Source organism: Streptomyces sp. UG1 (assembly GCF_049974585.1).
Taxonomy (GTDB): domain Bacteria; phylum Actinomycetota; class Actinomycetes; order Streptomycetales; family Streptomycetaceae; genus Streptomyces.
Window position 1 is genome coordinate 14,538 of the sequence record NZ_JBNGGG010000004.1, and the last position, 25,115, is coordinate 39,652.

Annotated in this window: 26 protein-coding genes; 19 read left to right on the forward strand and 7 right to left on the reverse strand. The window is 71.1% G+C overall.

What is annotated here, in order from left to right; translation table 11 throughout:
* Positions 1–161: 161 nt before the first annotated feature.
* A complete protein-coding gene (locus ACP4J3_RS05450; protein ID WP_426530963.1) occupies positions 162–791 on the reverse strand; it encodes a TetR family transcriptional regulator in 630 nt (209 codons plus the stop codon).
* Positions 792–947: 156 nt separating this feature from the next.
* Between ACP4J3_RS05450 and ACP4J3_RS05455 the strand changes: the two genes are divergently transcribed.
* The 3 genes from ACP4J3_RS05455 to ACP4J3_RS05465 all read left to right on the forward strand — a co-directional run bounded on the left by ACP4J3_RS05455 (position 948) and on the right by ACP4J3_RS05465 (position 2,671).
* The gene (locus tag ACP4J3_RS05455; RefSeq protein WP_194040317.1) at positions 948–1,100 is read left to right on the forward strand and encodes a hypothetical protein; all 153 of its coding nucleotides are present in this window, start codon (positions 948–950) and stop codon (positions 1,098–1,100) included.
* Between the two features lie 43 nt (positions 1,101–1,143).
* On the forward strand, positions 1,144–1,416 hold the full coding sequence (locus tag ACP4J3_RS05460; protein WP_426530966.1) for a DUF4190 domain-containing protein: 273 nt from the start codon (positions 1,144–1,146) through the stop codon (positions 1,414–1,416).
* 79 nt (positions 1,417–1,495) lie between these two features.
* On the forward strand, positions 1,496–2,671 hold the full coding sequence (locus ACP4J3_RS05465; protein ID WP_426530968.1) for a cysteine desulfurase family protein: 1,176 nt from the start codon (positions 1,496–1,498) through the stop codon (positions 2,669–2,671).
* Positions 2,672–2,716: 45 nt separating this feature from the next.
* Here ACP4J3_RS05465 and ACP4J3_RS05470 read toward each other — a convergent pair whose 3' ends face one another.
* Positions 2,717–3,382: an N-acetylmuramoyl-L-alanine amidase gene (locus ACP4J3_RS05470; RefSeq protein WP_426530970.1), complete on the reverse strand. Its 666-nt coding sequence runs from the start codon at positions 3,380–3,382 to the stop codon at positions 2,717–2,719.
* A gap of 60 nt (positions 3,383–3,442) precedes the next feature.
* Between ACP4J3_RS05470 and mnmA the strand changes: the two genes are divergently transcribed.
* Positions 3,443–4,573, forward strand: coding sequence for a tRNA 2-thiouridine(34) synthase MnmA (mnmA, locus tag ACP4J3_RS05475; RefSeq protein ID WP_426530972.1), 1,131 nt, complete (start codon positions 3,443–3,445; stop codon positions 4,571–4,573).
* A gap of 7 nt (positions 4,574–4,580) precedes the next feature.
* Here the strand turns inward: mnmA and ACP4J3_RS05480 are convergent, their stop codons facing one another.
* From ACP4J3_RS05480 to ACP4J3_RS05490, 3 genes are read right to left on the reverse strand one after another with little or no spacing between them, the layout of a single operon-like run.
* Positions 4,581–5,360 carry an alpha/beta fold hydrolase gene (locus tag ACP4J3_RS05480; protein WP_426530974.1) on the reverse strand — a complete coding sequence of 260 codons (780 nt, stop codon included), beginning with the start codon at positions 5,358–5,360 and terminating at the stop codon, positions 4,581–4,583.
* A 37-nt stretch (positions 5,361–5,397) separates the two neighbouring features.
* Positions 5,398–5,721 carry a DUF427 domain-containing protein gene (locus tag ACP4J3_RS05485; RefSeq protein WP_426530976.1) on the reverse strand — a complete coding sequence of 108 codons (324 nt, stop codon included), beginning with the start codon at positions 5,719–5,721 and terminating at the stop codon, positions 5,398–5,400.
* A 7-nt stretch (positions 5,722–5,728) separates the two neighbouring features.
* Positions 5,729–7,411: a hypothetical protein gene (locus tag ACP4J3_RS05490; RefSeq protein ID WP_426530978.1), complete on the reverse strand. Its 1,683-nt coding sequence runs from the start codon at positions 7,409–7,411 to the stop codon at positions 5,729–5,731.
* A gap of 231 nt (positions 7,412–7,642) precedes the next feature.
* Here ACP4J3_RS05490 and ACP4J3_RS05495 point away from each other — a divergent pair, with 231 nt between their 5' ends.
* From ACP4J3_RS05495 to ACP4J3_RS05515, 5 genes are all read left to right on the forward strand, one after another.
* Positions 7,643–8,182, forward strand: a complete 540-nt coding sequence (locus ACP4J3_RS05495; protein WP_426530980.1) for a TIGR00730 family Rossman fold protein — start codon at positions 7,643–7,645, stop codon at positions 8,180–8,182.
* A gap of 16 nt (positions 8,183–8,198) precedes the next feature.
* The gene (locus tag ACP4J3_RS05500) at positions 8,199–8,888 is read left to right on the forward strand and encodes an SDR family oxidoreductase (protein WP_426530982.1); all 690 of its coding nucleotides are present in this window, start codon (positions 8,199–8,201) and stop codon (positions 8,886–8,888) included.
* A 149-nt stretch (positions 8,889–9,037) separates the two neighbouring features.
* The gene (locus ACP4J3_RS05505) at positions 9,038–10,039 is read left to right on the forward strand and encodes a methionine synthase (protein ID WP_426530984.1); all 1,002 of its coding nucleotides are present in this window, start codon (positions 9,038–9,040) and stop codon (positions 10,037–10,039) included.
* A 15-nt stretch (positions 10,040–10,054) separates the two neighbouring features.
* Positions 10,055–12,247, forward strand: a complete 2,193-nt coding sequence (gene ligA, locus ACP4J3_RS05510) for an NAD-dependent DNA ligase LigA (RefSeq protein ID WP_426530986.1) — start codon at positions 10,055–10,057, stop codon at positions 12,245–12,247.
* Between the two features lie 272 nt (positions 12,248–12,519).
* Positions 12,520–14,763, forward strand: coding sequence for a putative bifunctional diguanylate cyclase/phosphodiesterase (locus ACP4J3_RS05515; RefSeq protein ID WP_426530988.1), 2,244 nt, complete (start codon positions 12,520–12,522; stop codon positions 14,761–14,763).
* A gap of 44 nt (positions 14,764–14,807) precedes the next feature.
* On the opposite strand, the gene ACP4J3_RS05520 is transcribed toward ACP4J3_RS05515, so the two are convergent.
* A complete protein-coding gene (locus ACP4J3_RS05520; protein WP_426530990.1) occupies positions 14,808–15,392 on the reverse strand; it encodes a TetR/AcrR family transcriptional regulator in 585 nt (194 codons plus the stop codon).
* Positions 15,393–15,479: 87 nt separating this feature from the next.
* Between ACP4J3_RS05520 and ACP4J3_RS05525 the strand changes: the two genes are divergently transcribed.
* From ACP4J3_RS05525 to gatB, 5 genes are all read left to right on the forward strand, one after another.
* On the forward strand, positions 15,480–15,851 hold the full coding sequence (locus ACP4J3_RS05525; RefSeq protein WP_426530992.1) for a DUF4267 domain-containing protein: 372 nt from the start codon (positions 15,480–15,482) through the stop codon (positions 15,849–15,851).
* A 270-nt stretch (positions 15,852–16,121) separates the two neighbouring features.
* On the forward strand, positions 16,122–16,418 hold the full coding sequence (gene gatC / locus ACP4J3_RS05530; RefSeq protein ID WP_031485327.1) for an Asp-tRNA(Asn)/Glu-tRNA(Gln) amidotransferase subunit GatC: 297 nt from the start codon (positions 16,122–16,124) through the stop codon (positions 16,416–16,418).
* Positions 16,419–16,424: 6 nt separating this feature from the next.
* Positions 16,425–17,918: an Asp-tRNA(Asn)/Glu-tRNA(Gln) amidotransferase subunit GatA gene (gatA, locus tag ACP4J3_RS05535; RefSeq protein WP_426530994.1), complete on the forward strand. Its 1,494-nt coding sequence runs from the start codon at positions 16,425–16,427 to the stop codon at positions 17,916–17,918.
* Positions 17,915–18,154 (forward strand): hypothetical protein, encoded by a 240-nt coding sequence (locus ACP4J3_RS05540; protein WP_031485323.1) that lies wholly within the window; start codon positions 17,915–17,917, stop codon positions 18,152–18,154. The genes gatA and ACP4J3_RS05540 overlap by 4 nt, the downstream gene beginning before the upstream one ends.
* A gap of 15 nt (positions 18,155–18,169) precedes the next feature.
* Positions 18,170–19,684, forward strand: coding sequence for an Asp-tRNA(Asn)/Glu-tRNA(Gln) amidotransferase subunit GatB (gene gatB, locus ACP4J3_RS05545; protein WP_426530996.1), 1,515 nt, complete (start codon positions 18,170–18,172; stop codon positions 19,682–19,684).
* Between the two features lie 61 nt (positions 19,685–19,745).
* Here the strand turns inward: gatB and ACP4J3_RS05550 are convergent, their stop codons facing one another.
* On the reverse strand, positions 19,746–20,552 hold the full coding sequence (locus tag ACP4J3_RS05550) for an SAM-dependent methyltransferase (RefSeq protein WP_426530998.1): 807 nt from the start codon (positions 20,550–20,552) through the stop codon (positions 19,746–19,748).
* A 187-nt stretch (positions 20,553–20,739) separates the two neighbouring features.
* Between ACP4J3_RS05550 and ACP4J3_RS05555 the strand changes: the two genes are divergently transcribed.
* The 5 genes from ACP4J3_RS05555 to ACP4J3_RS05575 all read left to right on the forward strand — a co-directional run bounded on the left by ACP4J3_RS05555 (position 20,740) and on the right by ACP4J3_RS05575 (position 25,060).
* Positions 20,740–21,090: a hypothetical protein gene (locus ACP4J3_RS05555; protein ID WP_426531000.1), complete on the forward strand. Its 351-nt coding sequence runs from the start codon at positions 20,740–20,742 to the stop codon at positions 21,088–21,090.
* 210 nt (positions 21,091–21,300) lie between these two features.
* Positions 21,301–23,529 (forward strand): MMPL family transporter, encoded by a 2,229-nt coding sequence (locus ACP4J3_RS05560; protein WP_426531002.1) that lies wholly within the window; start codon positions 21,301–21,303, stop codon positions 23,527–23,529.
* Entirely contained in the window at positions 23,507–24,082 is a 576-nt protein-coding gene (locus tag ACP4J3_RS05565) for a GNAT family N-acetyltransferase (protein ID WP_426531004.1), read from the forward strand. The genes ACP4J3_RS05560 and ACP4J3_RS05565 overlap by 23 nt, the downstream gene beginning before the upstream one ends.
* A gap of 35 nt (positions 24,083–24,117) precedes the next feature.
* Positions 24,118–24,687: a hypothetical protein gene (locus ACP4J3_RS05570; RefSeq protein WP_426531006.1), complete on the forward strand. Its 570-nt coding sequence runs from the start codon at positions 24,118–24,120 to the stop codon at positions 24,685–24,687.
* Positions 24,688–24,871: 184 nt separating this feature from the next.
* Positions 24,872–25,060 carry a hypothetical protein gene (locus ACP4J3_RS05575; protein ID WP_426531008.1) on the forward strand — a complete coding sequence of 63 codons (189 nt, stop codon included), beginning with the start codon at positions 24,872–24,874 and terminating at the stop codon, positions 25,058–25,060.
* Positions 25,061–25,115 lie beyond the last annotated feature (55 nt).

Consider the following 25,115-nt stretch of genomic DNA (forward strand, 5'->3'; position numbering starts at 1 on the left):
CACCTCCGGCAACGGCAACTCCGGGCAGCGGCAGTCGTCTTGCCGGCCACCGTCGGGCGCGCCGAGCGCGGAGGCGGCGGCGACCGAGAGCTGACGCAGGACGCCGTACGACAGGGGCGGCACTCCGGAAGGGGGTGCCGCCCCTGTCGTAGTACGACCGCTCAGCCCTTCAGCCAGTGCTCCCGGCCGATGCTGATCAGCCGCATCCGGCGGGTCGCGGCCTGGGCGACGCGTCGCCGCTCCTCCTCCGGGGCCTCCAGGACGTCCAGGAACACCGAGGCCGTGATCAGCATCTGGTCGACGTAGAGGTGGGCGAGCATGAGGAGGTCCTCGTCGTCCCAGCCCGCGGAGAGGGGGTCCTTGGCGAGCGCGTCCTTCACCTCCTCGGCGAAGCGGGCCAGTTGGTCCTGGATCGCCTCCCGCACCGACTGCACCCCGCCGTGCCGCTCCCGGGCGATGAAACGGACGTGGGCCGGATGCGTCTCGACATGCCCGGCGATCAACCCGACGGCGCGCTCTATGCGTTGGTCGCTGTCGCCGGCCGAGGAGACGATCGTGCGGATCATCGGGTGCAGACTGCCCAGCGCCTCCTCGACGAGGGCGACGCCGAGGTCGGCGGTGGAGCGGAAGTGCCGGTAGAACGCGGTGGGGGCGACGCCGACGGCGCGGGTGACCTCGCGCAGACCCAGACTGCTCAGGCTCTGCTCCTCCAGCAGTCCCAACGCCGCGTCCAGCAGCGCCTGTCGGGTCTTCTGTTTCTGGGCCTGCCGAATGCCGAGGGTGTGACTCATGCCATGCAGTTAACAACTGTTCTCTAGAATTGAAAAGCCGTGGGGCGCGCTAGACTTGAGAGTCAGTGAACAACTGTAACTACAACTGTTCACCGAAATGAAACGAGAGAGAACGAGAGAGATCGTCGCGAGAGATCTCGAAGGGGGATCCGACCCATGCTGTTCCTCGTCGCCGCGCTCCTGCTGCTGGGCGTGCTGCTGGGCACCGTGGCCCACGCGCCGCTCGCCTTCACCGCCGTCGCCGCCGGTGTGATCGCCGTATGGCTCGGCGTCTTCGCCGCCCGCGAGCGTCACGCCCGCCGCAACTGACTCCGCCGCCCGGACCGACCCGACTCCTCAGGAGCTGACACCCATGCAACTCACCGCACCGGCCACCGACCGCCCCGGCGCCCGCACCCGCGACGCCGACGGCATGGCCGTGGCGTCCTTCATCCTCGGCCTCATCGGCCTCCTGGTCTTCAACGTCTTCCTCGGCCCGACCGCCATCGTCCTGGCGGCGGTGTCCCTCTGGCGCGGCACCCGGCGCAAGGGCCGGGCGTATCTGGGCATGGGGCTGGGCGTCGCCGACCTGCTGGTCCTGCTGGCGTTCGTGCAGATGGACAACACGCTGTCCTGGAGCTTCTAGGTGTATTGAGCACGGCCCGCAGTACTGCCCCACCTTGGATCGAGGTCGGCCGACACGCCCCCGTAGAATCGTCGCCACCATGGCTTACCTCGACCACGCCGCGACGACCCCCATGCTCCCGGAGGCGGCAGAGGCGCTGACCGCCCGGCTGAGCGTCACCGGCAACGCGTCCTCCCTCCACGCATCCGGCCGCCGAGCCAGGCGCACCGTCGAGGAGGCCCGCGAGACCCTCGCGGAAGCGCTCGGCGCCCGCCCCAGCGAGGTCGTCTTCGCCTCCGGCGGCACCGAGGCCGACAACCTCGCGGTCAAGGGCCTGTACTGGTCCCGCCGCGACGCCTCCCCGGCCGGCACCCGCACCCGCGTCCTGGCCAGCCCCGTCGAACACCACGCCGTCCTCGACGCCGTCCACTGGCTCGCCGAGCACGAGGGCGCGAACGTCGAGTACCTCCCGGTCGACTCCTACGGCCGGGTCCACCCCGACGCCCTGCGCGAGGCCATCGCCCGCAACCCCGACGACGTCGCCCTGGCCACCGTGATGTGGGCCAACAACGAGATCGGCACCGTCATGCCGGTGCGGGAACTGGCCGACGTGGCAAGGGAGTTCGACGTCCCCCTGCACGCCGACGCCGTCCAGGCCTTCGGCCAGGTCCCGGTCGACTTCGCCGCCTCAGGGCTCGCCGCGATGACCGTCTCCGGGCACAAGATCGGCGGCCCGTACGGCATCGGCGCCCTGATCCTCGGCCGCGATCAGACCCCCGTCCCCGTCCTGCACGGCGGCGGCCAGGAGCGCCATGTCCGCTCCGGCACCCTCGACGTCCCCGCCATCGCCTCCTTCGCGGTCGCCGGCCGCCTCGCCGCCGAGCAGCGCGAATGGTTCGCGAACGAGATCGGCGCCCTGCGCGACGCCTTGGTCGAGGCGGTGCGTACGGCGGTCCCGGACGCGATCCTCGGCGGCGACCCGGCACCCGGCGGCCGCCTCCCGGCCAACGCCCACTTCACGTTCCCCGGCTGCGAGGGCGACTCCCTGCTGCTGCTCCTGGACGCCCAGGGCATCGAGTGCTCCACCGGCTCCGCCTGCACCGCGGGCGTCGCCCAGCCCAGCCACGTCCTGCTGGCCACCGGCACCGACCCCGACCTGGCCCGCGGCACCCTGCGCTTCTCCCTCGGCCACACCTCCACGGAGGCCGACGTGGAGGCGGTCGCCAAGGCGATCGGGCCGGTGGTGGAACGGGCGCGGGCGGCCGGGCTCACCTAGCCGGGGCTCACCTGGGGCGGCGCGGGTCGCAGGGCGGCCGGGTCGCTACGCGGGCGCCGTACGCGCCTCCCGCACCAGCTTCATGTACCGGTCCCAGTCCCAGTGCTCCCCGGGATCGGTGTGGTCGGTCCCCGGCACCTCCACATGGCCGATGATGTGCTCGCGGTCGACGGGGATGTCGTAGCGGGCGCATATCCGGGCCGTGAGCCGCGCCGAGGCCTCGTACATCTCGTCCGTGAGGTCCTGCGGACGGTCCACGAAGCCCTCGTGCTCGATGCCGACACTGCGCTCGTTGTAGTCGCGGTTGCCCGCGTGGTACGCCACGTCCAGCTCGCGGATCATCTGAGTGATGCGGCCGTCCTGGCGCACGATGTAGTGCGCGGCCGCCTTGTGACCGGGGTCCTGGAAGGCTTTCACCGCGCTGTCGTGGCTGCCCTGTGTGACATGGATGATCACCATGCCCACGCCGTAGTCGTCGGGCCGGTCCGCCCGTCTCCAGTTCGCGTCCGACGCCGCCACCCAGCGCGCCCCCGCGAAGTCGACCTCGCCCGCCTTGCGCGGCTTCTCCATGCCCGGCACCCGCCACCACAGCCGCGCCAGCTCGTCCCGGGCCAGCACGGCCGAGCCCACGGCGGCCGCCGTCCCGCCGATGAGCAACGCACGACGGCCGACCTTCCGGTCGCCGTCCTTCGGAGCCTTCCGCTGTCCCATGTGATCGTCAACGGATACTCGCGGGCCCTGGTTCCCGCGCCCCCTTACCCTGGAAGGGTTATGACTGACACCGCGCAGCCCTCCCGCCCCCTCCGCGTCCTCGCCGCCATGTCCGGCGGGGTCGACTCCGCCGTGGCCGCCGCCCGCGCCGCCGAGGCGGGGCACGACGTGACCGGCGTCCACCTCGCGCTCTCCGCGAACCCGCAGTCCTTCCGCACGGGCGCACGGGGCTGCTGCACCATCGAGGACTCGCGCGACGCCCGCCGCGCCGCGGACGTCATCGGCATCCCGTTCTACGTGTGGGACCTCGCCGACCGCTTCCGCGAGGACGTCGTCGAGGACTTCATCGCCGAGTACGAGGCCGGCCGCACCCCCAACCCGTGCCTGCGCTGCAACGAGAAGATCAAGTTCGCGGCGCTGCTCGACAAGGCGCTCGCCCTCGGCTTCGACGCGGTCTGCACCGGCCACTACGCCACGGTCGTCCAGAACGAGGACGGCACCCGCGAGCTGCACCGCGCCTCCGACATGGCCAAGGACCAGTCGTACGTCCTCGGCGTCCTCGACGAGAAGCAGCTCGCCCACGCGATGTTCCCGCTCGGCGACACGCTCACGACCAAGGACGAGATCCGCGCGGAGGCCGAGCGCCGCGGCCTCGCGGTCGCCAAGAAGCCCGACTCGCACGACATCTGCTTCATCGCCGACGGCGACACCCAGGGCTTCCTCGCGAACCGCCTCGGCAAGGCCGAGGGCGACATCGTCGACGAGTCCGGCGCCAGGCTCGGCACCCACGAGGGCGCGTACGGCTTCACCATCGGCCAGCGCAAGGGCCTGCGCATCGGCACCCCGGCCGCCGACGGCAAGCCGCGCTACGTCCTCGACATCTCGCCGGTGGACAACACCGTGACGGTCGGCCCGGCGTCCGCCCTGGACGTCAGCGCCCTCACCGCCATCAAGCCCCGCTGGTGCGGCGCCGCCCCGACCGGCCCCGGCACCTACACCGCCCAGCTCCGCGCCCACGGCGGCGAGACCGACGTGAGCGCCGAACTGGTCGACGGCTCCCTGGAGGTCACCTTCACCGAGCCGGTCCGCGGCGTCGCCCCCGGCCAGGCGATCGTCCTGTACGACGGCACGCGGGTGGTGGGCTCGGCGACGATCGCGTCCACGGTGCGCGCGACGCCGTCGACCGTCTGAACTTCGCTCACCGCGCGAAGAACTCGGCCAGCACCGGCCCGAGCACGTCCGGCTCCACCATGTGGGTCTGCCCCTCCAGGATCCGGTACGCCCCGCCCGGCACGGTCTCCGCGACGGCCCGCGCCGCCTCGTGCATCCACGCGGGGCTCGCGCCGCCCGCGACGGCCAGCACCGGGACGGTGATCGACGCCAGCCGGTGCCGGGGCACCAGGCCGTCGCCCATCACGGCGTTGTCGTAGGCCAGGCTCGGCGCGATCGTCTCCATGCCGCGCCACATGGGGGACTGGCGGGCGCCCTGGATCATCTGCTCGGCCATCCCGGCCAGCCGCAGGAACAGCTCGACGGCGTCCCCGCGCCGTCCCTCGTCCAGAGCCTCCGTCAGCCGCTCGGTGTACTCCGCGCGTTCCTTGGCGCCGCCCTCGTTGACGGCGAACGGCACCTCGTACACGGCGACCTGACGCACCGGCAGCCCACTCGCCGCCGCCTCCAGCGCCAGGGCGCCACCCGACGAGATGCCGCACAGCGCCGCCTCCCCGCCGGCCGCCTCGATCAGCGCGGCGAGGTCCTCGACCTCGCGCTCCACCGCGTACGGCGGCGTGTCACGGCTCTCCCCGCGCCCACGCCTGTCGTACACGACGACCTTGAAGCGATCCGCCAGGGGCACGGCCAGCGGCGCCACAGTGCCCCCGGTGGACATCGCCCCACTGACGAGGATCACCGCGGGACCGTCCCCGGAGGTCTCGTAGGCGATGGAGGTGCCGTCTGCCGAATTGGTCTTCTTGTCCATGCCTGTGGAGATTGCCGTACGGCACGGAACTAATCGCTCACGACACTTCGACTTCGTAGAAGCACAGGTGGTTCTTGATCTCGGCCACGTCCGGTTCGGGGTCCGGATACGACCAGACGAGGTCCGCCGCGTCCGGCAGCGACCAGTAGGAGGCCGTTCCCTTGAAGGGGCAGTACGTGTGCGTGTCGGAGGGCGTCAGCAGGTCCAGCCGTACGTCCTCGGCGGGGAGGTAGTACCGCACGGGACAGCCGGTCTCGCGCAGGACGAGGGGCCGGTCGCTCTCCGCCAGGACCTGACCGCCGTGAACGGCCCGTACGCGTCGCGTGCCCTGCTCGATCGTGATCGTGTGTCCGTCAGCCATACCGTTCCTAGCGTTGTTGGCCGCTGTTGGCCGAATGAACACATTCCGGGCCAGGTGTGAGGCATCTGGCACGGGGTGCACCCCGAACGGTCCTGGGTGCGGGGAACAGCACGAGCTGGTCACCGTGGTCCAGCCGGGTCTTACGGCCCCGATGGGGCGTGCCCGTTGTCCTGGGTGGGCTCGTGGTCCCGCGCGGCCTGGGGCCGGGTCCGGTCTGGCCGGTAGCTCTCCGCGCAACGATCCTCTGGTCGTTGGCGGTCACACCTGGCCGACGCCGGATCCGGTGACCCAGGCCGCGCCGTCCGATGGCCACGGCGTCGGCGTGGTGCCGCGTCACCGTGGTCGTGGTCTGCTTGTTCTGCCGCTGGAGGGGCTGCTGCCAGTGGGCGGCTCCCCAGCGTGAGGTGTAGGCCGGGTCTACGGCGATGACGACCAGCCCTTGGTGGTAGGCCATGCCGCGCAGTCGTTCGCGGAAGCGGGAGGTGGGGATGCCGGAGACGGTACGGCGGAAGGTCTTGCCGCGCCGTCCGTGTCCCATGGTCTCGCGGCCGGTGGCGCGGGCGTCTCTGAAGCCGAGGTTCTCGATCACGATGCCGGCGCAGCCGTGTTCGTGGGCGAGGGAGGTCAGGGCGGTGATCGCGGCCCGCAGCCGGCCGTCCCTCGTGGGGGTGGGGCCCGTCAGGTCCATGGGGATGGTGACGGGGTGGCCGACGGGGTTGCCGTGCGGGTCCAGAACGCAGGCGGCGAGATGGTCCGCGTTGAGGTCGACGGCGAGCAGCCGCGCACCGGCCGCCCGGATCTCTTCCGGCGAGGGCGGCACGGTCGTGTCCGTGCCCCACGAGGCGTCGAGGTACCAGCGGCCGCGGGCCGGGTCGTGCGCGATGTCGTAACGCACCGCCCGGTTCGCCATCGCGCGGTCCAGCCACTCCTGCCGCAGGTGGGAGAAGGCAACCGTGCACGAGAGCCGGTAGCGGCCCCGTGGCGCGTTCGCCAGGTGCTGCAGTGGCCCGGGCAGCACGATCGTCACGCTGCCGTTGGAGGGGTCGACGCAGATCGTGTAGTTGCCGTGCGGGGCGCCGCACTCGCCGTCGGCGGTCAGGAACAGGCGCGCCGCCTCCCAGCGTTGCCGCCACTCGGGCAGGGTGAGGCCGGCTTCGGTGAGGTGGTGGCGTGTGTGCAGCAGGCGCCGTCCGCCCGCCACAACGGCCGGGCGGCCTTCGGTGATGCGCTGCTCCACCACCGCCAGGCGCTGCGTGAGTGCCTGGCGGCGGCGCTGCTTCTGGAAGCGTTCGTTCTGGTCTGCGTAGCCGCGCGCCGTGCCCTTGCGTTGCCCGCACGGGACGGCGAGGCGACGGGCGATCTTGCCGATGGCGCGGCGCAGTCCGGCGCGCTCGTCGTACAGGCAGCGCATGCTGAGCTGGTACTGGTCCTCGCTGGCGCGGGTCATGGCACCCGCCCAGCGCGACGACGACACCGCCGTCAGCTGCCTCTTCCGCTCGGCGCGCCGGTTGTCCTTCACCGGCACCGAGCCGATCGCGACGCGCTCGGCGAGATCCGCCCGCTGATGACGGCCGAGGTGCAGGCCGACCAGGGTGAGGACCTCCTCGTCCGCGGTGTCGACACGGAGCCGGTCCCGGATCCGAGCACCCGAGGGCGCGGCCACGGTGAACGGAGGCGCGATCGTACGCAACGCACGCTTCCTTGCACGCTGACGTGCCACCGCCCCTCCCCCCTTCCCGGGTCACCGCGAACTGGGTTGCCATCACCGATCATGCGTTCCCGGCACACGCAAGATCCCGGTAACCGGCCCCGTTCACCCGGACGAGGGACGCGTTGGCCAGCCATGGCCAGCAACCGACTCAGCAGTTGCCGACCGAAAAGCACTCACGGGCGCCGGGTTCTTCCCGCGTACGGTGGCTCCATGCGAATCTGCGTCTTCCTCTCCGCCGCCGACCTCGACGACCGATACACGCGCCCCGCGCGCGAGTTCGCGAAACTGCTGGGCAAGGGCGGGCACACGCTCGTGTGGGGCGGTTCGGACGTCGGGCTGATGAAAGTGGTCGCCGACGGGGTCCAGGACGCCGGCGGGCGGCTGTGCGGGGTCTCCGTGGACTTCCTCGCGGCGAAGGCCCGTCAGGGCGCCGACGAGATGGTCATCGCCAGGGATCTCGCCGAGCGCAAGAAGCTGCTGCTGGAGAAGGCCGACGCGGTCGTGATCATGGTCGGCGGCACGGGCACGCTCGACGAGGCGACGGAGATCCTGGAGCTGAAGAAGCACGGCCACACGGACAAGCCGGTGGTCCTGCTGAACACCGCGGGCTTCTACGACGGCCTCAAGCAGCAGTTCCGCCGCATGGAGGAGGAGGGCTTCCTGCCCCGTCCGCTGACCGACCTGGTGTTCTTCGCGGAGGAGCCGGTGGGGGCCCTGGCCTACCTGGAGGAGAGCCGCGGCCTGGAGTGATGCGAGCATGGCGGGCATGGCTACTCATGTGATCACCGGGGCCGGCTCCGGCATCGGCGCGGCCGTCGCCCGCCGTCTGCACGCGCGCGGGGACGATCTCGTCCTCCACGCGCGCGACGCGGGGCGCGCGAAGGAACTGGCGGCGGAGTTCCCCGGCGCCAGGACACTGGTCGGAGACCTGGCCGACCCGGACAAGCTGTCCTGGGCCTTCTCCCACCAGTCGCTTCCGGACCGGGTGGACTCCCTGCTCCATATCGCCGGGGTCGTGGACCTGGGCCCGGTGGGCGACCTGACCCCGAAGTCCTGGCGTCACCAGCTCAACGTCAACCTGATCGCCCCCGCGGAGCTGACCCGCCACTTCCTCCCCCAGCTCCGCGCCACCCGAGGCCACGTCGTCTTCGTCAACTCGGGCGCCGGCCTCAACGCGCACGCCGACTGGTCCGCCTACGCCGCCTCCAAGCACGGCCTCAAGGCCCTGGCCGACTCCCTGCGCCACGAGGAGCACGGCAACGGCATCCGCGTCACCTCGGTCTACCCCGGTCGCACGGCCAGCCCCATGCAGGCCAAGGTCCACCAGCAGGAGGGCAAGGAGTACGACCCCTCCAAGTGGATCGACCCCGAGTCGGTGGCGACGACGATCCTGATGGCCCTGGACCTGCCGCGGGACGCGGAGGTGAACGACCTGACGGTGCGGCCGGGGAGGTGACGGCACTGTCGAGGCGCCGGTCGGGATATATCAGCCCGTCCGGCGTTTGAGGACGAGGCCCGTTCAGGGCCGAAGCGGGGGTCTGGGGGCGGCAGCCCCCAGGGATGGGACGGGTAGGGGCGGCGGGGGCGAAAACATAGGCTGCACACGTGAACGCAGACATTCGTTTCGGCCCGGCCACCGGCATCGGCTCGATGCCCGGCGCCGACGCCCGCGAGGCCGCCAAGACCGTCACCGGGTCCTTCGAGGACTTCCCGTTCCTCGCAGAACTCCCAGCACGCGGCCCCGGCGCGGACATGATCGGCCGGACCGCCGGGATGCTCGTCGAGCTGTACGCGCGCGTGGAGCCCAGCGGGTGGCGGATCGGGGACCGGCCGGGGCGGGACACCAGGCGGGCCAGGTCCTGGCTGGGGGAGGACCTCGACGCGCTGGAGGAGTTCACCCAGGGATACGAGGGCCTGCTGAAGGTCCAGGCCGTGGGCCCATGGACCCTGGCCACCGCCCTGGAGCTGAAGAACGGCGAGGCAGCCCTCTCCGACCCCGGCGCCTGCCGAGACCTCGCCGCCTCCCTCGCCGAAGGCCTGCGCCAGCACCTCGCGGAGGTCCACCGCCGAGTCCCCGGCGCCCGACTCGTCCTCCAACTCGACGAGCCCTCCCTCATCGCCGTACTGCGCGGCCAGGTCAAGACCGCCAGTGGCTACCGCACCCACCGCGCGGTGGACCGGCAGATCGTCGAGGCCACCCTCCGCGACGTCGTCGGGGTTCACGGCGACGGGCCCGTCGTGGTCCACTCGTGCGCACCGGACGTCCCGTTCGCCCTGCTGCGCCGGGCGGGCGCGGCGGCGGTCTCGTTCGACTTCTCTCTCCTCACCGAACGTGACGACGACGCGATCGGCGAGGCGGTGGAAGGAGGCACCCGGCTCTTCGCCGGTGTCGTCCCGGGCACGGACGGCCCATTGTCAGACCCTGCCGGTAGCGTCATGGGTGTCAGGACGCTGTGGCGCAGGCTGGGGCTGTCACCGGGGCTTCTCGCGGAGGCGGTCACTCTGACGCCGTCGTGCGGACTCGCGGGGGCCTCTCCCGAGTACGCGCGCAAGGCTCTCGCCCACTGCGTCCGGGCGGCGAGATCCCTCGCGGACAACCCAGAGTAACGGGAGGACAACACGGTGGCCGGCGACAAGCAAGCGGAGACGACGGTGCCCGCCGAGGCACGGGAGAAGCACGCGCAGCTCGCTGAGCAGATCGAGGAGCACCGCTTCCGGTACTACGTGAAGGACGCTCCGGTCATCAGCGACGCGGAGTTCGACAAGCTGCTGCGCTCGCTGGAGGCGCTGGAGGAGGAGTACCCGGAGCTGCGCACTCCGGACTCGCCGACCCAGAAGGTCGCGGGTGCGTACGAGACGGAGTTCACGGCGGTCCAGCACCGCGAGCGCATGCTCTCGCTCGACAACGCCTTCGACGACCTGGAGCTCGCCGCCTGGGCGGAGCGCGTCCACAAGGACGTCGGCACCTCCGCGCACCACTTCCTGTGCGAGCTCAAGGTCGACGGCCTCGCCGTCAACCTCACCTACGAGCACGGCCGCCTCACCCGCGCGGCGACCCGAGGCGACGGTCGAACCGGCGAGGACATCACCCCCAATGTCCGTACCATCACGGACATTCCGGACCGGCTGGGCGGCGACCGCATCCCGGATCTGGTGGAGATCCGGGGTGAGGTCTACTTCCCGATGGAGAAGTTCCAGGAGCTCAACGCCCGTCTGGTCGAGGCCGGCGACAAGCCCTTCGCCAACCCGCGCAACGCGGCGGCCGGTTCACTGCGCCAGAAGGACCCGCGCGTCACCGCCACCCGGCCCCTGCACATGGTGGTCCACGGCATCGGCGCCCTCGAGGGCTTCGACGGCATGACCCGCCTCTCCCAGGCGTACGACCTGCTGAAGACCTGGGGCCTGCCCACTGCCCGGCACAACAAGGTGGTCGACGGCCTGGACGGCGTACGGGAGTTCATCGCCCACTTCGGCGAGAACCGGCACTCCGTGGAGCACGAGATCGACGGAGTCGTCGTCAAGCTCGACGAGATCCCGCTCCAGGGCCGCCTCGGCTCCACCTCCCGCGCCCCGCGCTGGGCCATCGCGTACAAGTACGCGCCGGAGGAGGTCAACACCAAGCTCGTCAACATCCGCGTGGGCGTCGGCCGCACCGGCCGGGTGACGCCGTACGCCCAGGTCGAGCCGGTCACGGTCGCGGGCTCGGAGGTCGAGTTCGCCACCCTGCACAACCAGGACGTCGTCAAGGCCAAGGGCGTCCTCATCGGCGACACGGTGGTGCTGCGCAAGGCCGGCGACGTCATCCCGGAGATCCTCGGTCCCGTCGTCGACCTGCGCGACGGCAGCGAGCGCGAGTTCGTGATGCCGGCCGAGTGCCCGGAGTGCGGTACGGCGCTCAGGCCCATGAAGGAGGGCGACGTCGATCTGCGCTGCCCGAACGCCCGCACCTGCCCGGCCCAGTTGCGTGAGCGCCTGTTCTACCTCGCGGGCCGCAAGGCGCTGGACATCGAGCACTTCGGCTATGTCGCCGCCGCCGCGCTCACCAAGCCGCTGGAGCCGGCCGATCCGCCGCTGGTCGACGAGGGCGACCTGTTCGACCTGACGCCCGAGCAGCTCCTGCCCATCAAGGCGTACGTCCTCGACCAGGACAGCGGCCTGCCCAAGCGGGACCCGAAGACCGGCGAGGAGAAGATCGCCACGGTCTTCGCCAACCAGCAGGGCGAGCTGAAGAAGAACGCGGTCGCGATGCTGGAGTTCATCGCCGCCGCCAAGGAGCGCCCGCTGGCCCGCGTCCTGACCGGACTGTCGATCCGTCACGTCGGCCCGGTCGCCGCGGAGGCGCTGGCCCGTGAGTTCCGCTCCATCGACCGTATCGAGCAGGCGAGCGAGGAGGAGCTGGCGAACACCGAGGGCGTCGGCTCGATCATCGCCGCCTCGCTCAAGGAGTGGTTCGCCGAGGAGTGGCACCAGGAGATCCTCCGCAAGTGGAAGGCGGCCGGCGTCCGCATGGAGGAGGAGGGCTCCGGTCAGGACGAGGGGCCGCGTCCGCTGGAGGGGCTCACGGTGGTGGTGACCGGCACACTGGAGCACTTCACGCGCGACGGCGCCAAGGACGCGCTCCAGAGCCGCGGGGCGAAGGTGACCGGTTCCGTTTCGAAGAAGACATCTTTTGTTGTCGTAGGTGACAGCCCTGGGTCCAAATATGACAAGGCCATGCAGCTCAAGGTGCCTGTTCTGAACGAGGATGGCTTCAATGTCCTGTTGGAACAGGGTCCCGAAGCGGCGGCCGAAGTTGCCCTCCCCGTGGCGGAGTAGCGGTTGAAGGCCACCCGATCTGCGCATACCAGATGCATACGGGTGGCTGGGGCGCATTCGGGCAACCGTCGACGACCGCTGCCCGTGGAAGCCTTCTGCGGCCTACTGTTGAGATGTGCGCCTGCCGTGCCCCGCTGCGGTTGGGGCATCCCCTTGCTCTTGAAGAGCTGTGAAGAGCGAGGGGAAGGGCTTTCCAACGCGGTGCCGTTGAAGGTCGTTGTCGGGCATCGGGCCGCGTGGCGTGGGCACCGCCGGCTGTGAGAGGGACGGGAATGGAACCGACCGAGAGCGCCGCCCCGCACTCACGGCTGCGCCGGATGGCCGGTGCGTGGCGGGGGTGGACGGCGCGGGCAGCGGTGCGTCCGGGTGCGGACGGCGGCGCCGGGCGCGCCACCTCAGAGCGCACCGCGGTGGACGGCCGCCCCACCGCGCCGCTCGGCGCCGACCGCACCGCCGGGCTGCACCACCCCGACCACGAACGGCACCTGTCCTGGCCCGCGCTGCCCGCGGCGGTCGTCGCGGCGGCCGGGTTCGTCCTCGGCGCCGGGTTCTACCGGGCGTTCACCGACAACCACGCCCTCTTCCCGTCCGGCACGGTCGGCTGGTCGCTGGCCGTGCTGACCGGCGTCATCGTCGGCCACCTGGTCGCGCTCGGCCGCGCCCGCTGGTGGGGCGGCACCGGCTCCGGCGCCGCCCTCACCCTCGCCGTGCTGATGCTGTACGGCTGGGTGTCCGCCGGCATGGTCAGCCTCACCGTCGTCGTCCTGGTCGGCATCGCCCGCCGGGGCCGCTGGCGCCAGGGCGTGCTGCACGGCGCGGTGGACATCCTCGGCATCGCGGCGGGGGCCCTCGTGCTGGCCGCCTTCGGACGGGTGCCGACCGTCGAGAACCCCTGGAACCCGGACACCTGGACCCTCTACACCGCCCCCGGCGTGGTGCTCGTCGCCGCCGCCTATCTCGCGGTCACCCGGGTCCTGCTGTGGTACCTGCACGCCCCGCGCGGCGGACTGCCCACCGTCGAGCGCACCGCCCTGGTCAGACACGGACTGGTCGCGGTCGCGCTGCTGGGCATCGCGCCGCTGGTGTGCGTCGTCGCCATCGCCAAGCCCCTTCTGCTGCCGCTGTTCTCGATCCCCCTCATTGCGCTGGACTCCACCCTGTGGATAGCCCGGGCCCGGGCGGAGGAGCAGTTGCGTGATCCACTGACCGGGCTGCCCAACCGGCAGTGGCTGCTGGAGCGCATCTGGACCGCGCTCGACGACGCCGAGCGCATCGACGCCCGGTCCGCCCTGATGCTGATCGACCTCGACCGGTTCCGGTCGGTCAATGACACGCTCGGCCATCTGGCCGGTGACCGGCTGCTGTTGCAGATAGCGGACCGGCTGCGCCTGGCCCTGCCGCGCGGAGCGGAGGCCGCGCGGCTCGGCGGCGACGAGTTCGCCGTCTTACTGCCGGTCGCCGACTCCACGACGTCCGCGACCCGGGTCGCCCGCGGCCTCGTCACCGCCCTCAGCTCCCCACTCGACCTCGACGGCCTCACCCTGGTCCTGGAGGCCAGTGCGGGCGTCGCCGTCTTCCCGGACCACGCCCTGGACGCCGAGGGGCTGCTGCGGCGCGCGGACGTGGCGATGTACCAGGCGAAGCGGGACCGTACGGGCGTGGAGGTCTACGAGTCCAAGCGCGACTCGAACACCCCGGACCGGCTGGGCCTGCTGGGCGATCTGCGCCGCGCCCTCGACGCGCACGAGGTCGAGCTGCACTACCAGCCGAAGGTCCGCTTCGACGGACAGGTCTCGGGCCTCGAGGCCCTGGTGCGTTGGGTGCACCCGGAACGCGGGAAGGTGCCGCCGGACGAGTTCATAGCGATCGCCGAGTCCTCGGGGCTGATGCCGCATCTGACGGAGTACGTGCTGGAGACGGCGCTCGGGCAGGTGGCCCGGTGGCGCTCCCAGGGGCTGTATGTGCCGGTCGCGGTCAACGTCTCCCCGCGCGATGTCCACACCCCCGGCTTCGCGGGCTCCGTCGCCGCCCGGCTCGCCCGGCACGGCGTCCCGGCGGGAGCGCTCCAGCTCGAGATAACGGAACACGTCCTGCTGGAGGACCCGCAGCGGGCCGCGGACACGCTGGCCGGGCTGACCGGGCACGGCGTGAAGATGTCCCTGGACGACTTCGGGACGGGCTACTCCTCGCTGGTCCACCTCAGACGGCTGCCGGTGAGCGAGCTGAAGATCGACCGTTCGTTCGTCGCCCGGCTCGCGGTGGACACCGAGGACGCGGAGATCGTGCGCTGCACGGTGGATCTGGCGCATTCGCTGGGCCTGCTGGTGGTCGCCGAGGGCGTCGAGGACGACGAGACCTGGGAACGGCTGCGGGATCTGGGCTGCGACGCCGTACAGGGGTGGCTGGTGGCCGCCGCGATGCCGGCGGAGGAGACGACGGCGTGGCTGCGGGCGCGCGGGTCGCGGGGGTGGCAGCGGCCGCGAGCGGCTCTGCCGGCCGCGGCGACGGACGAATGAGCCGCGGCGACCGACGAAAGACCTGACCTCGAGGCGTCCGGTCGTCAGCCGGAGGCCGCCGTGAAGTGCCCGATCAGCAGCGCCAGCCGCTGTTCGTGCGCCCGCTCCGGCAGGCGCCCGCTGCGCATCAGCGTCACCAGGCCGTGCAGTCCGGCCCAGTAGGTCTCCGTCAGCAGACCTGGGTCGTCGCCCGGGGCCGCGAAGGGCGTGATCGCCTGTAGCAGCTCCCCGAACCCCTCCTGCAGGGGCGCCGGAGCCTCCTCGGTGGCGAAGGGGAGCGGCACCGCGTGCGTGAACATGGCGTCGTACAGGGCGGGATGCCGCCGCCCGAAGGAAACGTACGCCTCACCCACCGCCGCCAGCTCCGCGCGCGCACCCTGCGCCGCCGCCCGGGCCGTACGCAACTCGTCAGCCAGGTCCGCGAAGGCCTGCACCGCGACGGCGGCCATGATCGCGTCCTTGCCCTTGAAGTGGCTGTAGAGGACCGGCTGGCTGTACTCGATCTCCGCCGCCAGCCGACGGGTGGTCACCGCGTCCCAGCCCTCCGACTCCGCGAGTTCCCGGGCCGCCGTGACGATCAGCCGCTCGCGTTCCGCTCGTTCGCGCTCCTTGCGCGTCTGGATCGACATAGCCGAAATTCTAGCAGCGCTAGCACAACTGTCGCCGCTCTGTTAGCTTCGCTCTTGTCCCTAGCGCTGCTAGTAAGGAGTGACGGCATGACCGTGACCGCCTACACCCTGGCCGTCGTGCTCAACCTGTTCTGCCTGTTCCTCGGCTACCGGTTCCTGTTCCAGCCCGCCTCCGCCGCCACCGGCTACGGCGTCCCCGCCCGGCCGGAGGGTGACGCCGGCGCGTATCTCACGATCAAGGGCCTGCGGGACGGCACCTTCGGCCTGGTGGGCCTGGCGCTGCTGTTCTTCGTCGGCGCCCGCGCCGAGGCCTGGTTCATGCTCGCCGTGGCGATCGTGCCGCTCTGCGACACCCTGGTCGTGCTGCGGCACGGCGGCGCGAAGGCGGTGGCCTTCGGCGTCCACTTCGCCACGGCGGTCGTCGTACTGATCAGCGCCGTTCTGCTGTTCCTGGCCTAGCGGGCCCGCGCCCCGGAAACCGTTTCACGGCCACCCGCCCCCGCCCCATAGGATTGGGGCTTGCCGGCACATTCCCGTCTGCCGCGCGACGCCTGGCACGCGCGCTCGCCGCGTTGCCGAATCGTCCACGTGGCTCCGCCACGAGGACGCTCCGGCGCCTTGCGATCGCACGCACCAGACGCCGCGCGGCCCGCCCTTCGGGCGGACGACGGGAATGCGCCGGCAAGCCCCAGCCCCAAACCACACACACTCACCCCAGAGGATCGCTGCATGCCTGGCATCACGCGCGAGGAGGTCGCCCACCTCGCCCGGCTGGCGCGTCTGGAGCTGAAGCCCGAAGAGCTCGAACACTTCGCGGGACAGCTGGACGACATCATCGGCGCGGTCGCCCGCGTCAGCGAGGTCGCCGACCAAGACGTACCGCCGACCTCGCACCCGCTCCCGCTGACGAACGTCATGCGCGTGGACGAGGTCCGTCCGTCGCTCACCCCCGAGCAGGCGCTCTCCGGCGCCCCGGCCCAGGAGCAGCAGCGTTTCAAGGTGCCGCAGATCCTGGGGGAGGACTAAGAAGCCATGACGGACATCATCAAGCTCACCGCCGCCGAGACCGCCGCGAAGATCGCCTCCGGCGAGCTGACGGCCGTCGAGGTCGCCGAGGCCCACCTGGCCCGCATCGAGGCCGTCGACGAGAAGGTGCACGCCTTCCTGCACGTCGACCGCGAGGGCGCCCTCGCCCAGGCCCGTGCCGTCGACGAGAAGCGGGAGCGCGGGGAGAAGCTCGGTCCCCTCGCCGGCGTTCCGCTCGCGCTGAAGGACATCTTCACCACCGAGGGCATCCCGACGACCGTCGGCTCGAAGATCCTCGAAGGGTGGATTCCGCCGTACGACGCCACCCTCACCCAGCGCCTCAAGGCCGCCGACGTCGTCATCCTCGGCAAGACCAACATGGACGAGTTCGCCATGGGGTCGAGCACGGAGAACAGCGCGTACGGGCCCACCGGCAACCCCTGGGACCTCACCAAGATCCCCGGCGGCTCGGGCGGCGGCTCCTCCGCCGCGCTCGCCTCCTTCCAGGCGCCGCTGGCCATCGGCACCGACACCGGCGGCTCCATCCGCCAGCCGGCCGCCGTCACCGGCACGGTCGGCGTGAAGCCGACGTACGGCGCGGTGTCCCGCTTCGGCATGGTCGCCTTCTCCTCCTCCCTCGACCAGGGCGGGCCCTGCGCCCGTACGGTCCTGGACGCGGCTCTGCTGCACGAGGTCATCGCCGGCCACGACCCGCTGGACTCCACGTCCATCGACGCCCCGGTCCCGCCGGTGGTCGAGGCCGCCCGCAACGGCAGCGTCGCCGGGATGCGCGTCGGCGTCGTCAAGCAGTTCCGCGGCGAGGGCTACCAGGCCGGCGTCATCCAGCGCTTCGACGAGTCCGTGGCCCTCCTGAAGGAACTGGGCGCCGAGATCGTCGAGCTGGACTGCCCGTCCTTCGACCTCGCGCTCTCCGCGTACTACCTGATCGCGCCCTCCGAGTGCTCCTCCAACCTCGCCCGCTTCGATGGCCTGCGCTACGGCCTGCGGACCGGCGACGACGGCACGCACTCCGCCGAGGAGGTCACCTCCCTCACCCGTGAGGCGGGCTTCGGCCCCGAGGTCAAGCGGCGCATCATGCTCGGTACGTACGCGCTGAGCTCCGGCTACTACGACGCGTACTACGGCAGCGCCCAGAAGGTCCGCACGCTCATCACGCGCGACTTCGAGAAGGCCTTCGAGCAGGTCGACGTCATCGTCTCGCCGACGACGCCGACCACCGCCTTCGCGATCGGCGAGCGCGCCGACGACCCGATGGCGATGTACCTCGCCGACCTGTGCACCATCCCCACCAACCTCGCGGGCAACGCGGCCATGTCGCTGCCGTGCGGTCTGGCGCCGGAGGACAACCTCCCGGTCGGCCTGCAGATCATCGCCCCGGCGATGAAGGACGACCGTCTGTACAAGGTCGGCGCGGCCGTCGAGGCGGCCTTCGTGGAAAAGTGGGGGCACCCGCTCCTGGAGGAGGCACCGTCGCTGTGAGCAAGCTGTCCAAGGCCAAGGACTTCAAGAAGTCCAAGTCCGGTCTGTACCTGTCCATGGCCACCACCGCGTTCGGTGCGGTCAGTGTCGCCAAGCAGGCCAAGAAGGCCCGCGTGGAGAGCGACACGCTGCGCTTGATCGACGCCGCCGTGTCCGCCGCCGCCATCGTCACCGGCCTCGCCATCCTCTACCGCGAGCTGAAGCGGCTGGGCGACGACGACGTCCTGCTGGGCTGAGAGGGAAGTTTCACCGTGACCACCACGACCGACCTGGTGTCGTACGAGGACGCGCTGGCGTCGTACGACCCCGTCATGGGCCTCGAGGTCCATGTCGAACTCGGCACCAAGACCAAGATGTTCTGCGGCTGTTCGACCGCCCTCGGTCAGGGCGCCAACACGCAGACCTGCCCCACCTGCCTCGGCCTGCCCGGCGCGCTCCCGGTCATGAACAAGACCGGCGTCGAGTCCGCGATCAAGATCGGTCTCGCGCTGAACTGCGAGATCGCCGAGTGGTGCCGCTTCGCCCGGAAGAACTACTTCTATCCGGACATGCCGAAGAACTTCCAGACCTCCCAGTACGACGAGCCGATCGCCTTCAACGGCTACCTCGACGTCCAGTTGGAGGACGGCGAGACCTTCCGCGTGGAGATCGAGCGCGCCCACATGGAGGAGGACACCGGCAAGTCGACGCACGTCGGCGGCGCGACGGGCCGTATCCACGGCGCGCAGCACTCCCTCCTCGACTACAACCGCGCGGGCATCCCGCTCATCGAGATCGTCACCAAGCCGATCGTCGGTGCCGGCGACCGCGCTCCCGAAGTGGCGAAGGCGTACGTCCGTGAACTGCGCGAGCTCATCAAGGCGCTCGGTGTGTCGGAAGCCCGCATGGAGATGGGGCAGATGCGCTGCGACGTCAACCTCTCGCTGATGCCCAAGGGCAGCGAGAAGTTCGGCACGCGGAGCGAGACCAAGAACGTCAACTCGCTGCGGTCCGTGGAGCGCGCGGCCCGCTACGAGATCCAGCGGCACGCCGCCGTACTGAGCGGCGGTGGGACGGTCATCCAGGAGACCCGCCACTTCCACGAGGACACGGGGTCCACGACCTCGGGCCGGGTGAAGGAAGAGGCCGAGGACTACCGGTACTTCCCCGAGCCGGACCTGGTCCCGGTCGCCCCGTCCCGCGAGTGGGTCGAGGAGCTCCGGGCGGCCCTGCCCGAGCTGCCGCTGGTCCGCCGCACCCGGCTGCTCGCGGAGTGGGGCATCTCGGCCACCGACATGCAGGCGATCCTCAACGCCGGCGCGCTGGAGCCGATCGTCGCCACCATCGACGCCGGAGCCGACGCCGCCTCCGCCCGCAAGTGGTGGATGGGCGAACTGGCGCGCAGCGCCAACGAGTCGGGCACGCCGCTGGACGAGCTGGCCATCACCCCGGCGCAGGTCGCCCGGGTCACCGAGCTGGTCTCGAAGGGCGACCTGAACGACAAGCTGGCCCGTCAGGTCATCGAGGGCGTCCTCGCGGGCGAAGGCACCCCGGACGAGGTCGTCGACAAGCGCGGTCTGAAGGTCGTCTCCGACGAGGGTGCCCTGACCACCGCCGTCGAGGAGGCCATCGCCGGCAACCCGGCCATCGCGGACAAGATCCGCGGCGGCAAGGTGGCGGCGGCCGGCGCCCTGGTCGGCGCCGTCATGAAGGCCACCCGGGGTCAGGCCGACGCCGCGCGCGTCAAGGAGCTGATCCTGGAGAAGCTGGGCGTCAGCGAGGGCTGAGCCCCATTCCTGCACGCCGCTGGGGTGATGCACCGGGCCAGGTGCATCACCCCAGCGCTGGTCAGATACGGCGCCCTACGAGCCGTACGAAGCCCAGCGCGCGGCCCTCGTCATGGCGCACCATCTCGCCGACCCGGCGGGCCATCGTGCGATGGAACTCCTCCGGGCTCTCCTCGGCGATCACTTCGCACCACAGCAGCCAGTCCCGCCAGCCGTCGTCCAGCCAGTCGGCGGCCTCGACCTCGACGGCCCCACTGCGGGTCCAGTGGCGCCGCCACCACTCGGCGGAGTGGAAGCACCAGAAGTCGGGCTCCCACCACGGCTGGAGATGCTCCGGCGGTTCGCAGCCGCCCGGCTCCTGACGCAGCGCGGGCACGACGACTCCGATCCGCCCACCGGGCTTCAGCAGCCGGGTCAAGGTGGGCAGATAGAGATCGTTCGTGCCGAAGTACTGGTACGCGTCGATGCTCACGATCGCGTCGAAGCCGCCCTCGGCGAACGGCAGGTCGTGCGCCTCGGCGTGCACCGGAAGCACCCGGTCGGCGAAGCCGGCCTCGGCGATGCGCCGGGCGTTGTCGTCGGGCTTGATCCACAGGTCCGCGGCGGTGACCTGAGCGTCGTACTCCCTGGCCAGGAAGACGGAGGTCATCGCCCGTCCGCAGCCCAGGTCGAGGACGCGGGCGCCGGGGCGCAGGGCGTCCAGTCCGAGGGCGGGAGACAGCCACTCCAGCAGCCAGAGGGCGTTCGGGCCCATCTGGTTCTCGATGACCCAGCGGGGGTCGTAGCTGTTGCTGCGCGGGTAGCGGGCGTGGTTCAGCCGCTTGGCGAGGTCCTCATTCGTCGAGGTCCCCGGGGTGATGTCTGGCATCGGTGAACGGGCTCCTTGAGTCCTTGAAGGCGGAAAGGGATACGACAGAGCTCGGTCGGACGCTCAAACAATGCACCTGCCCAGGTCGGCGGCGGTGTGCCGCACAGGGGTCGACCTTCGGAAGCTAGCAGCCGACCGTGCGGACCCGCATCCTGTTTCCCGGCGCGACCCGCTACGCTCGCCCGCCATGAGTGGACGCGGTGATTCCGAGATATCCGAGACGGGGGAGGAGCGGTCCGAGACGCCGGAGGACGTACGCGACGAAGAGCCGGACGACGTCGAGGACCCGGCGCAGGTGGCCCGGCGGGCCCGCTGGACGGCGGCCCTGACCGGGGCGCTGCTCGGCCTCGCGGGGCTGGCCGCCGCCCTGCTCCGGGCCACCGGATCCGCCCCGGCCCTCGTCCCGGCCGCCTATGCCTTCGGCGCCGCCGTCTGCGCGCTCGCCGCCTTCCTCGGCTCGCGGGGACGCACCCGCCGGGCGCTGTGGCTGCTCGTCACCGGAGTGATGGTGATGGCGCTGGGGGATCAGTTCGACTGATGTGAAGGGGGTCACTCAAGACGACAGAGTGGCCGTTACTGTCCTGTGATCTGCCTCCCACTCCTGTGAATAAGCCCACGAACGCGGCAAACGATCTCTGTCGCCTGCAAGAGTTTGCTTCACATCGCTCATGCGTTCTTTGCGGGCTGTTCACTTCATGAACGACTGATCCCGGTCAAAGATCCATAAATCACCCCCGGGAGCACGTTCGTGGCAGCTCTTGCACGCTGGTGTGTCCAACGCCGCCTCGTCGCCGTACTGCTCTGGCTTCTCGCCTTCGGCGGGGTGAGCGCGGCCGCCGCCGTGACGGGCACCGCGTACTCGAACGACTACCACGTCCCCGGCACCGAGTCGGGCCGTGCCACCCAGCTCCTTCAGGAGGGGTTCCCCGGCCTCGGCGGCGACAGGGACACCGTTGTCTGGCACACCGGGTCCGGCTCCGTCCACGCCGCCGACGTCGAGCAGACCATGACGCGGACCCTGGACGAGATCGCCGCGCTGCCCGGTGTCGCGGCCGTCACCAGCCCGTACGACAAGCAGGGCGCCGCCCAGATCAGTGCGGACGGGCACACGGCGTACGCCACCGTCACCTTCGACGACAGCGCCGAGAACGTCGTCAGCGGCGAGGCACAGGCCGTCGTGAGCGCTGCCAAGGACGCCGAGACCGACGGGCTCCAGGTGGAGCTGGGCGGCCGCGCCATCGCGCTCACCGAGTCGGCCGGCGGGCATGTCGCCGAGATCGTCGGGGTGGCCGTCGCCGCGGTCGTGCTGTTCCTCGCCTTCGGCTCGCTCGCCGCGTCGCTGCTGCCCATCGCCACCGCCCTGGTCGGCGTCGGCACCGCCTACGCCGGGATCGCGCTCCTCGGGCACGCCATGACCGTGGCCGACTTCGCGCCCATGCTCGGCATGCTCATCGGGCTGGGCGTCGGCATCGACTACGCCCTGTTCATCGTCACTCGGCACCGGCGCGGGCTGAAACGCGGGCTGCCCGTCGCCGAGTCGATCACCAACGCCGTGGCCACCACCGGACGGGCCGTGGTCTTCGCGGGCGCGACCGTGTGCATAGCCCTGCTCGGGATGCTGATCCTGCGGCTCAGCTTCCTCAACGGCGTGGCGATAGCCGCCTCGCTGGCCGTGGTCCTCACGGTCGCCGCCTCCGTGACCCTGCTGCCCGCCCTGCTGTCCTTCATCGGCATGCGCGCCCTCAGCCGCCGCGAGCGGCGCCGCCTGGCCGAGCACGGCCCCGAGCCCGAGCTGCCGACCGGGTTCGCCGCCCGCTGGTCGGCGTTCGTCGAGCGCCACCCCAAGGCGCTCGGCGCCCTCGCCCTGGCCGTCATCACGCTCCTCGCACTGCCCACCCTCGGCCTGCGCCTGGGCACCTCCGACCAGGGCAACGGCCCGGAGACCTCCACCACCCGCCAGGCCTACGACCTCATGGCCGACGGCTTCGGCCCCGGCGTGAACGGCCCGCTCACCCTCGTCACCGAGGTCGACGGCGGCGACGACAAGCTCGCCCTCGACAACCTGGACGCCACCCTGCGCGCCACCGAGGGCATCGCGTCGGTGACCCCGGTGACGTACAACGCCGGCGGCGACACCGCGTACCTCACCGTCGTACCGGAGTCCTCGCCGCAGTCGCGGCAGACCAGCGACCTCGTCGACAGGCTGCGCGACGACGTCCTGCCGCGCGCCGAGACCGGCACCTCCCTCGATGTGCACGTCGGCGGCATGACGGCCGGATACGACGACTTCGCCGACGTCATCGTCGGCAAGCTGCCGCTGTTCGTCGGGGTCGTCATCGGCCTGGGCTGTCTGCTGCTCCTGCTCGCCTTCCGGTCCGTCGGCATACCGCTGAAGGCCGCCGCGATGAACGTGGCCGCCGTCGCCGCCGCCTTCGGTGTCGTCGTCGCGATCTTCCAGTGGGGCTGGGGCAGCGAGCTGCTGGGCCTGGGCCGCGCGGGCCCGATCGAGCCGTTCCTCCCGGTCATCATGGTGTCCGTCCTCTTCGGCCTCTCCATGGACTACCAGGTCTTCCTGGTCAGCCGGATGTACGAGGAGTGGCTGGAGACCGGCGACAACCGGCGGGCCGTCCGCGTCGGCCTCGCCGAGACCAGCCGGGTGATCAACTCCGCCGCGGTCATCATGATCTCCGTCTTCCTCGCCTTCGTCCTCAGCGGCGACCGCGTGATCGCCATGTTCGGCATCGCGCTGGCCGCCGCCGTGGCCCTGGACGCCTTCGTGCTCCGTACGCTCCTCGTCCCCGCCCTGATGCACCTGCTCGGCGGCGCCAACTGGTGGCTGCCGCGCTGGCTCGACAAGCGCATGCCCCGCATCAGCATCGAGCCGCCCGAGTCCCGCGCCGCCCATGAGAGGCTCACCGACGTCGTGGCGGAACTCGAGAAGGAGCAGCAGGGCGATGTACGCGATACCGCTGGGTGACGACGGAGCCGAGCTCAGGCCTCTGGAGCCGTGGCACGCCGAGGAGTTCCTGGCGCACCTGGAGCGGGGGCGGGAGTTCATCAACCAGTACGTCCCCTTCGGCTCCAAGGCCGTCGACCTGGACACCGCGCGCGAGACGCTCCAGCGGTACGCCGACATGCGCGCCGCCGACACCGGCTCCCTGCACGGCCTGTGGCTGGAGGGGAAGCTGGTCGGCGGGGTGCTCTTCCTGAACTTCGACGCCGAGAACGCCAACTGCGAGGTCGGCTGCTGGCTGGAACCCGCCGGCACCGGACGCGGGCTCGTCACGCGCGCGATGTGCGTGCTCATCGGCTTCGCCGTCGAGCAGCGCGGCATCCACCGGGTGGAGTGGATCGCCTCCGCAGGGAACACACCCAGCCTGAACGTCGCCCGGCGCCTCGGCATGACCCGCGACGGCGTACGGCGCGAGAGCTACCCCTATCGTGGGGTGCGGCACGATCTCGAGGTGTGGTCGATCCTGGCCCCCGAGTGGCGTGAGGCACGCGCGCGTGCCGCTCACAGGGATCATTAAGAGAGCTCTCAGACAGCGTCCGTACGGTGCGAGGCATGGGAACGAAGACAGTGGACGAGACCGGGTCCGAGACGGGCACCGAGGCCAGGACCGACGAGGAGAAGGCGGACGTCACCAAGGCGACCGACGCCACCGTCTCCGACGAGGTGACCGAGAACGACGAGGCCGAGGCCGGGGACGGGGTGACCGCCGAGGCCACGGAAGACGGTCCCTCCGTCGTCGGCCAGGGCGCGGGCGCGGTCGTCTCCGCGGCGCTCGGACTCGTCTCCCTGACCGGTGGCTGGATCGGTACGGTCGCCGCCGCGCGCGAGACCCTCATCGGCCAGCTCGAGACCGCGTCCAACGCGGGTGTCGCCAAGCAGATCAAGGAGGTCTACGGCGACGCATGGCAGGCCTCCGCGCTGTGGGCCGGCGTCTTCGCGCTGGCCGCGCTGATCGTCGGTGTCGTGGTGCTCGCCCGCCCCGCGTTCGGGGCGCCCGGCAAGCCGCAGCCCGTGTGGATCAAGTCGGTCGCCTGGGGCGGTGTCGCGCTCGGCGTCATCGGACTGCTGCTCGCCGTCCTCAAGTACACCGACGCGTTGCTGGGCCTGCCCTCAGCGAGCTGAATCACCGCAGGTGCCCAGGGGCCTTAGGAGTTCCTAAGGCCCCTCACGCATGTCTAAGGCCCGGCGCCCCGCTGAAGATGCGGAACTCTCCCGATGTGGCGGACCCGCCTGGGAGAGGAAGGTTGAGGCATCGCGAAAAGCGAGCCAGTAACCGCCTCTCACCAGGGAAAACGAGGGACCAGCCATGTATGAGTACGAGCTTCACCACATCCGTTCCGCCGAACTGATCCGCCAGGCCGAGCACGAGCGCCTGGTCCGCGAGGCCGTCCGAGTCCGCCGCGCGGCCCGCCGAGAGCGCTCCGCCAAGGGCACCGGGGACGCGGAGGCGCATACGTCGCGCCTGCGCCGGATGCGGCATCCGCGTGCCGCGTGAAGGCGGGGGACGGACGGCGTCTCCTCGACGCGGGCCGGCATGTCTCAGCCCGTCC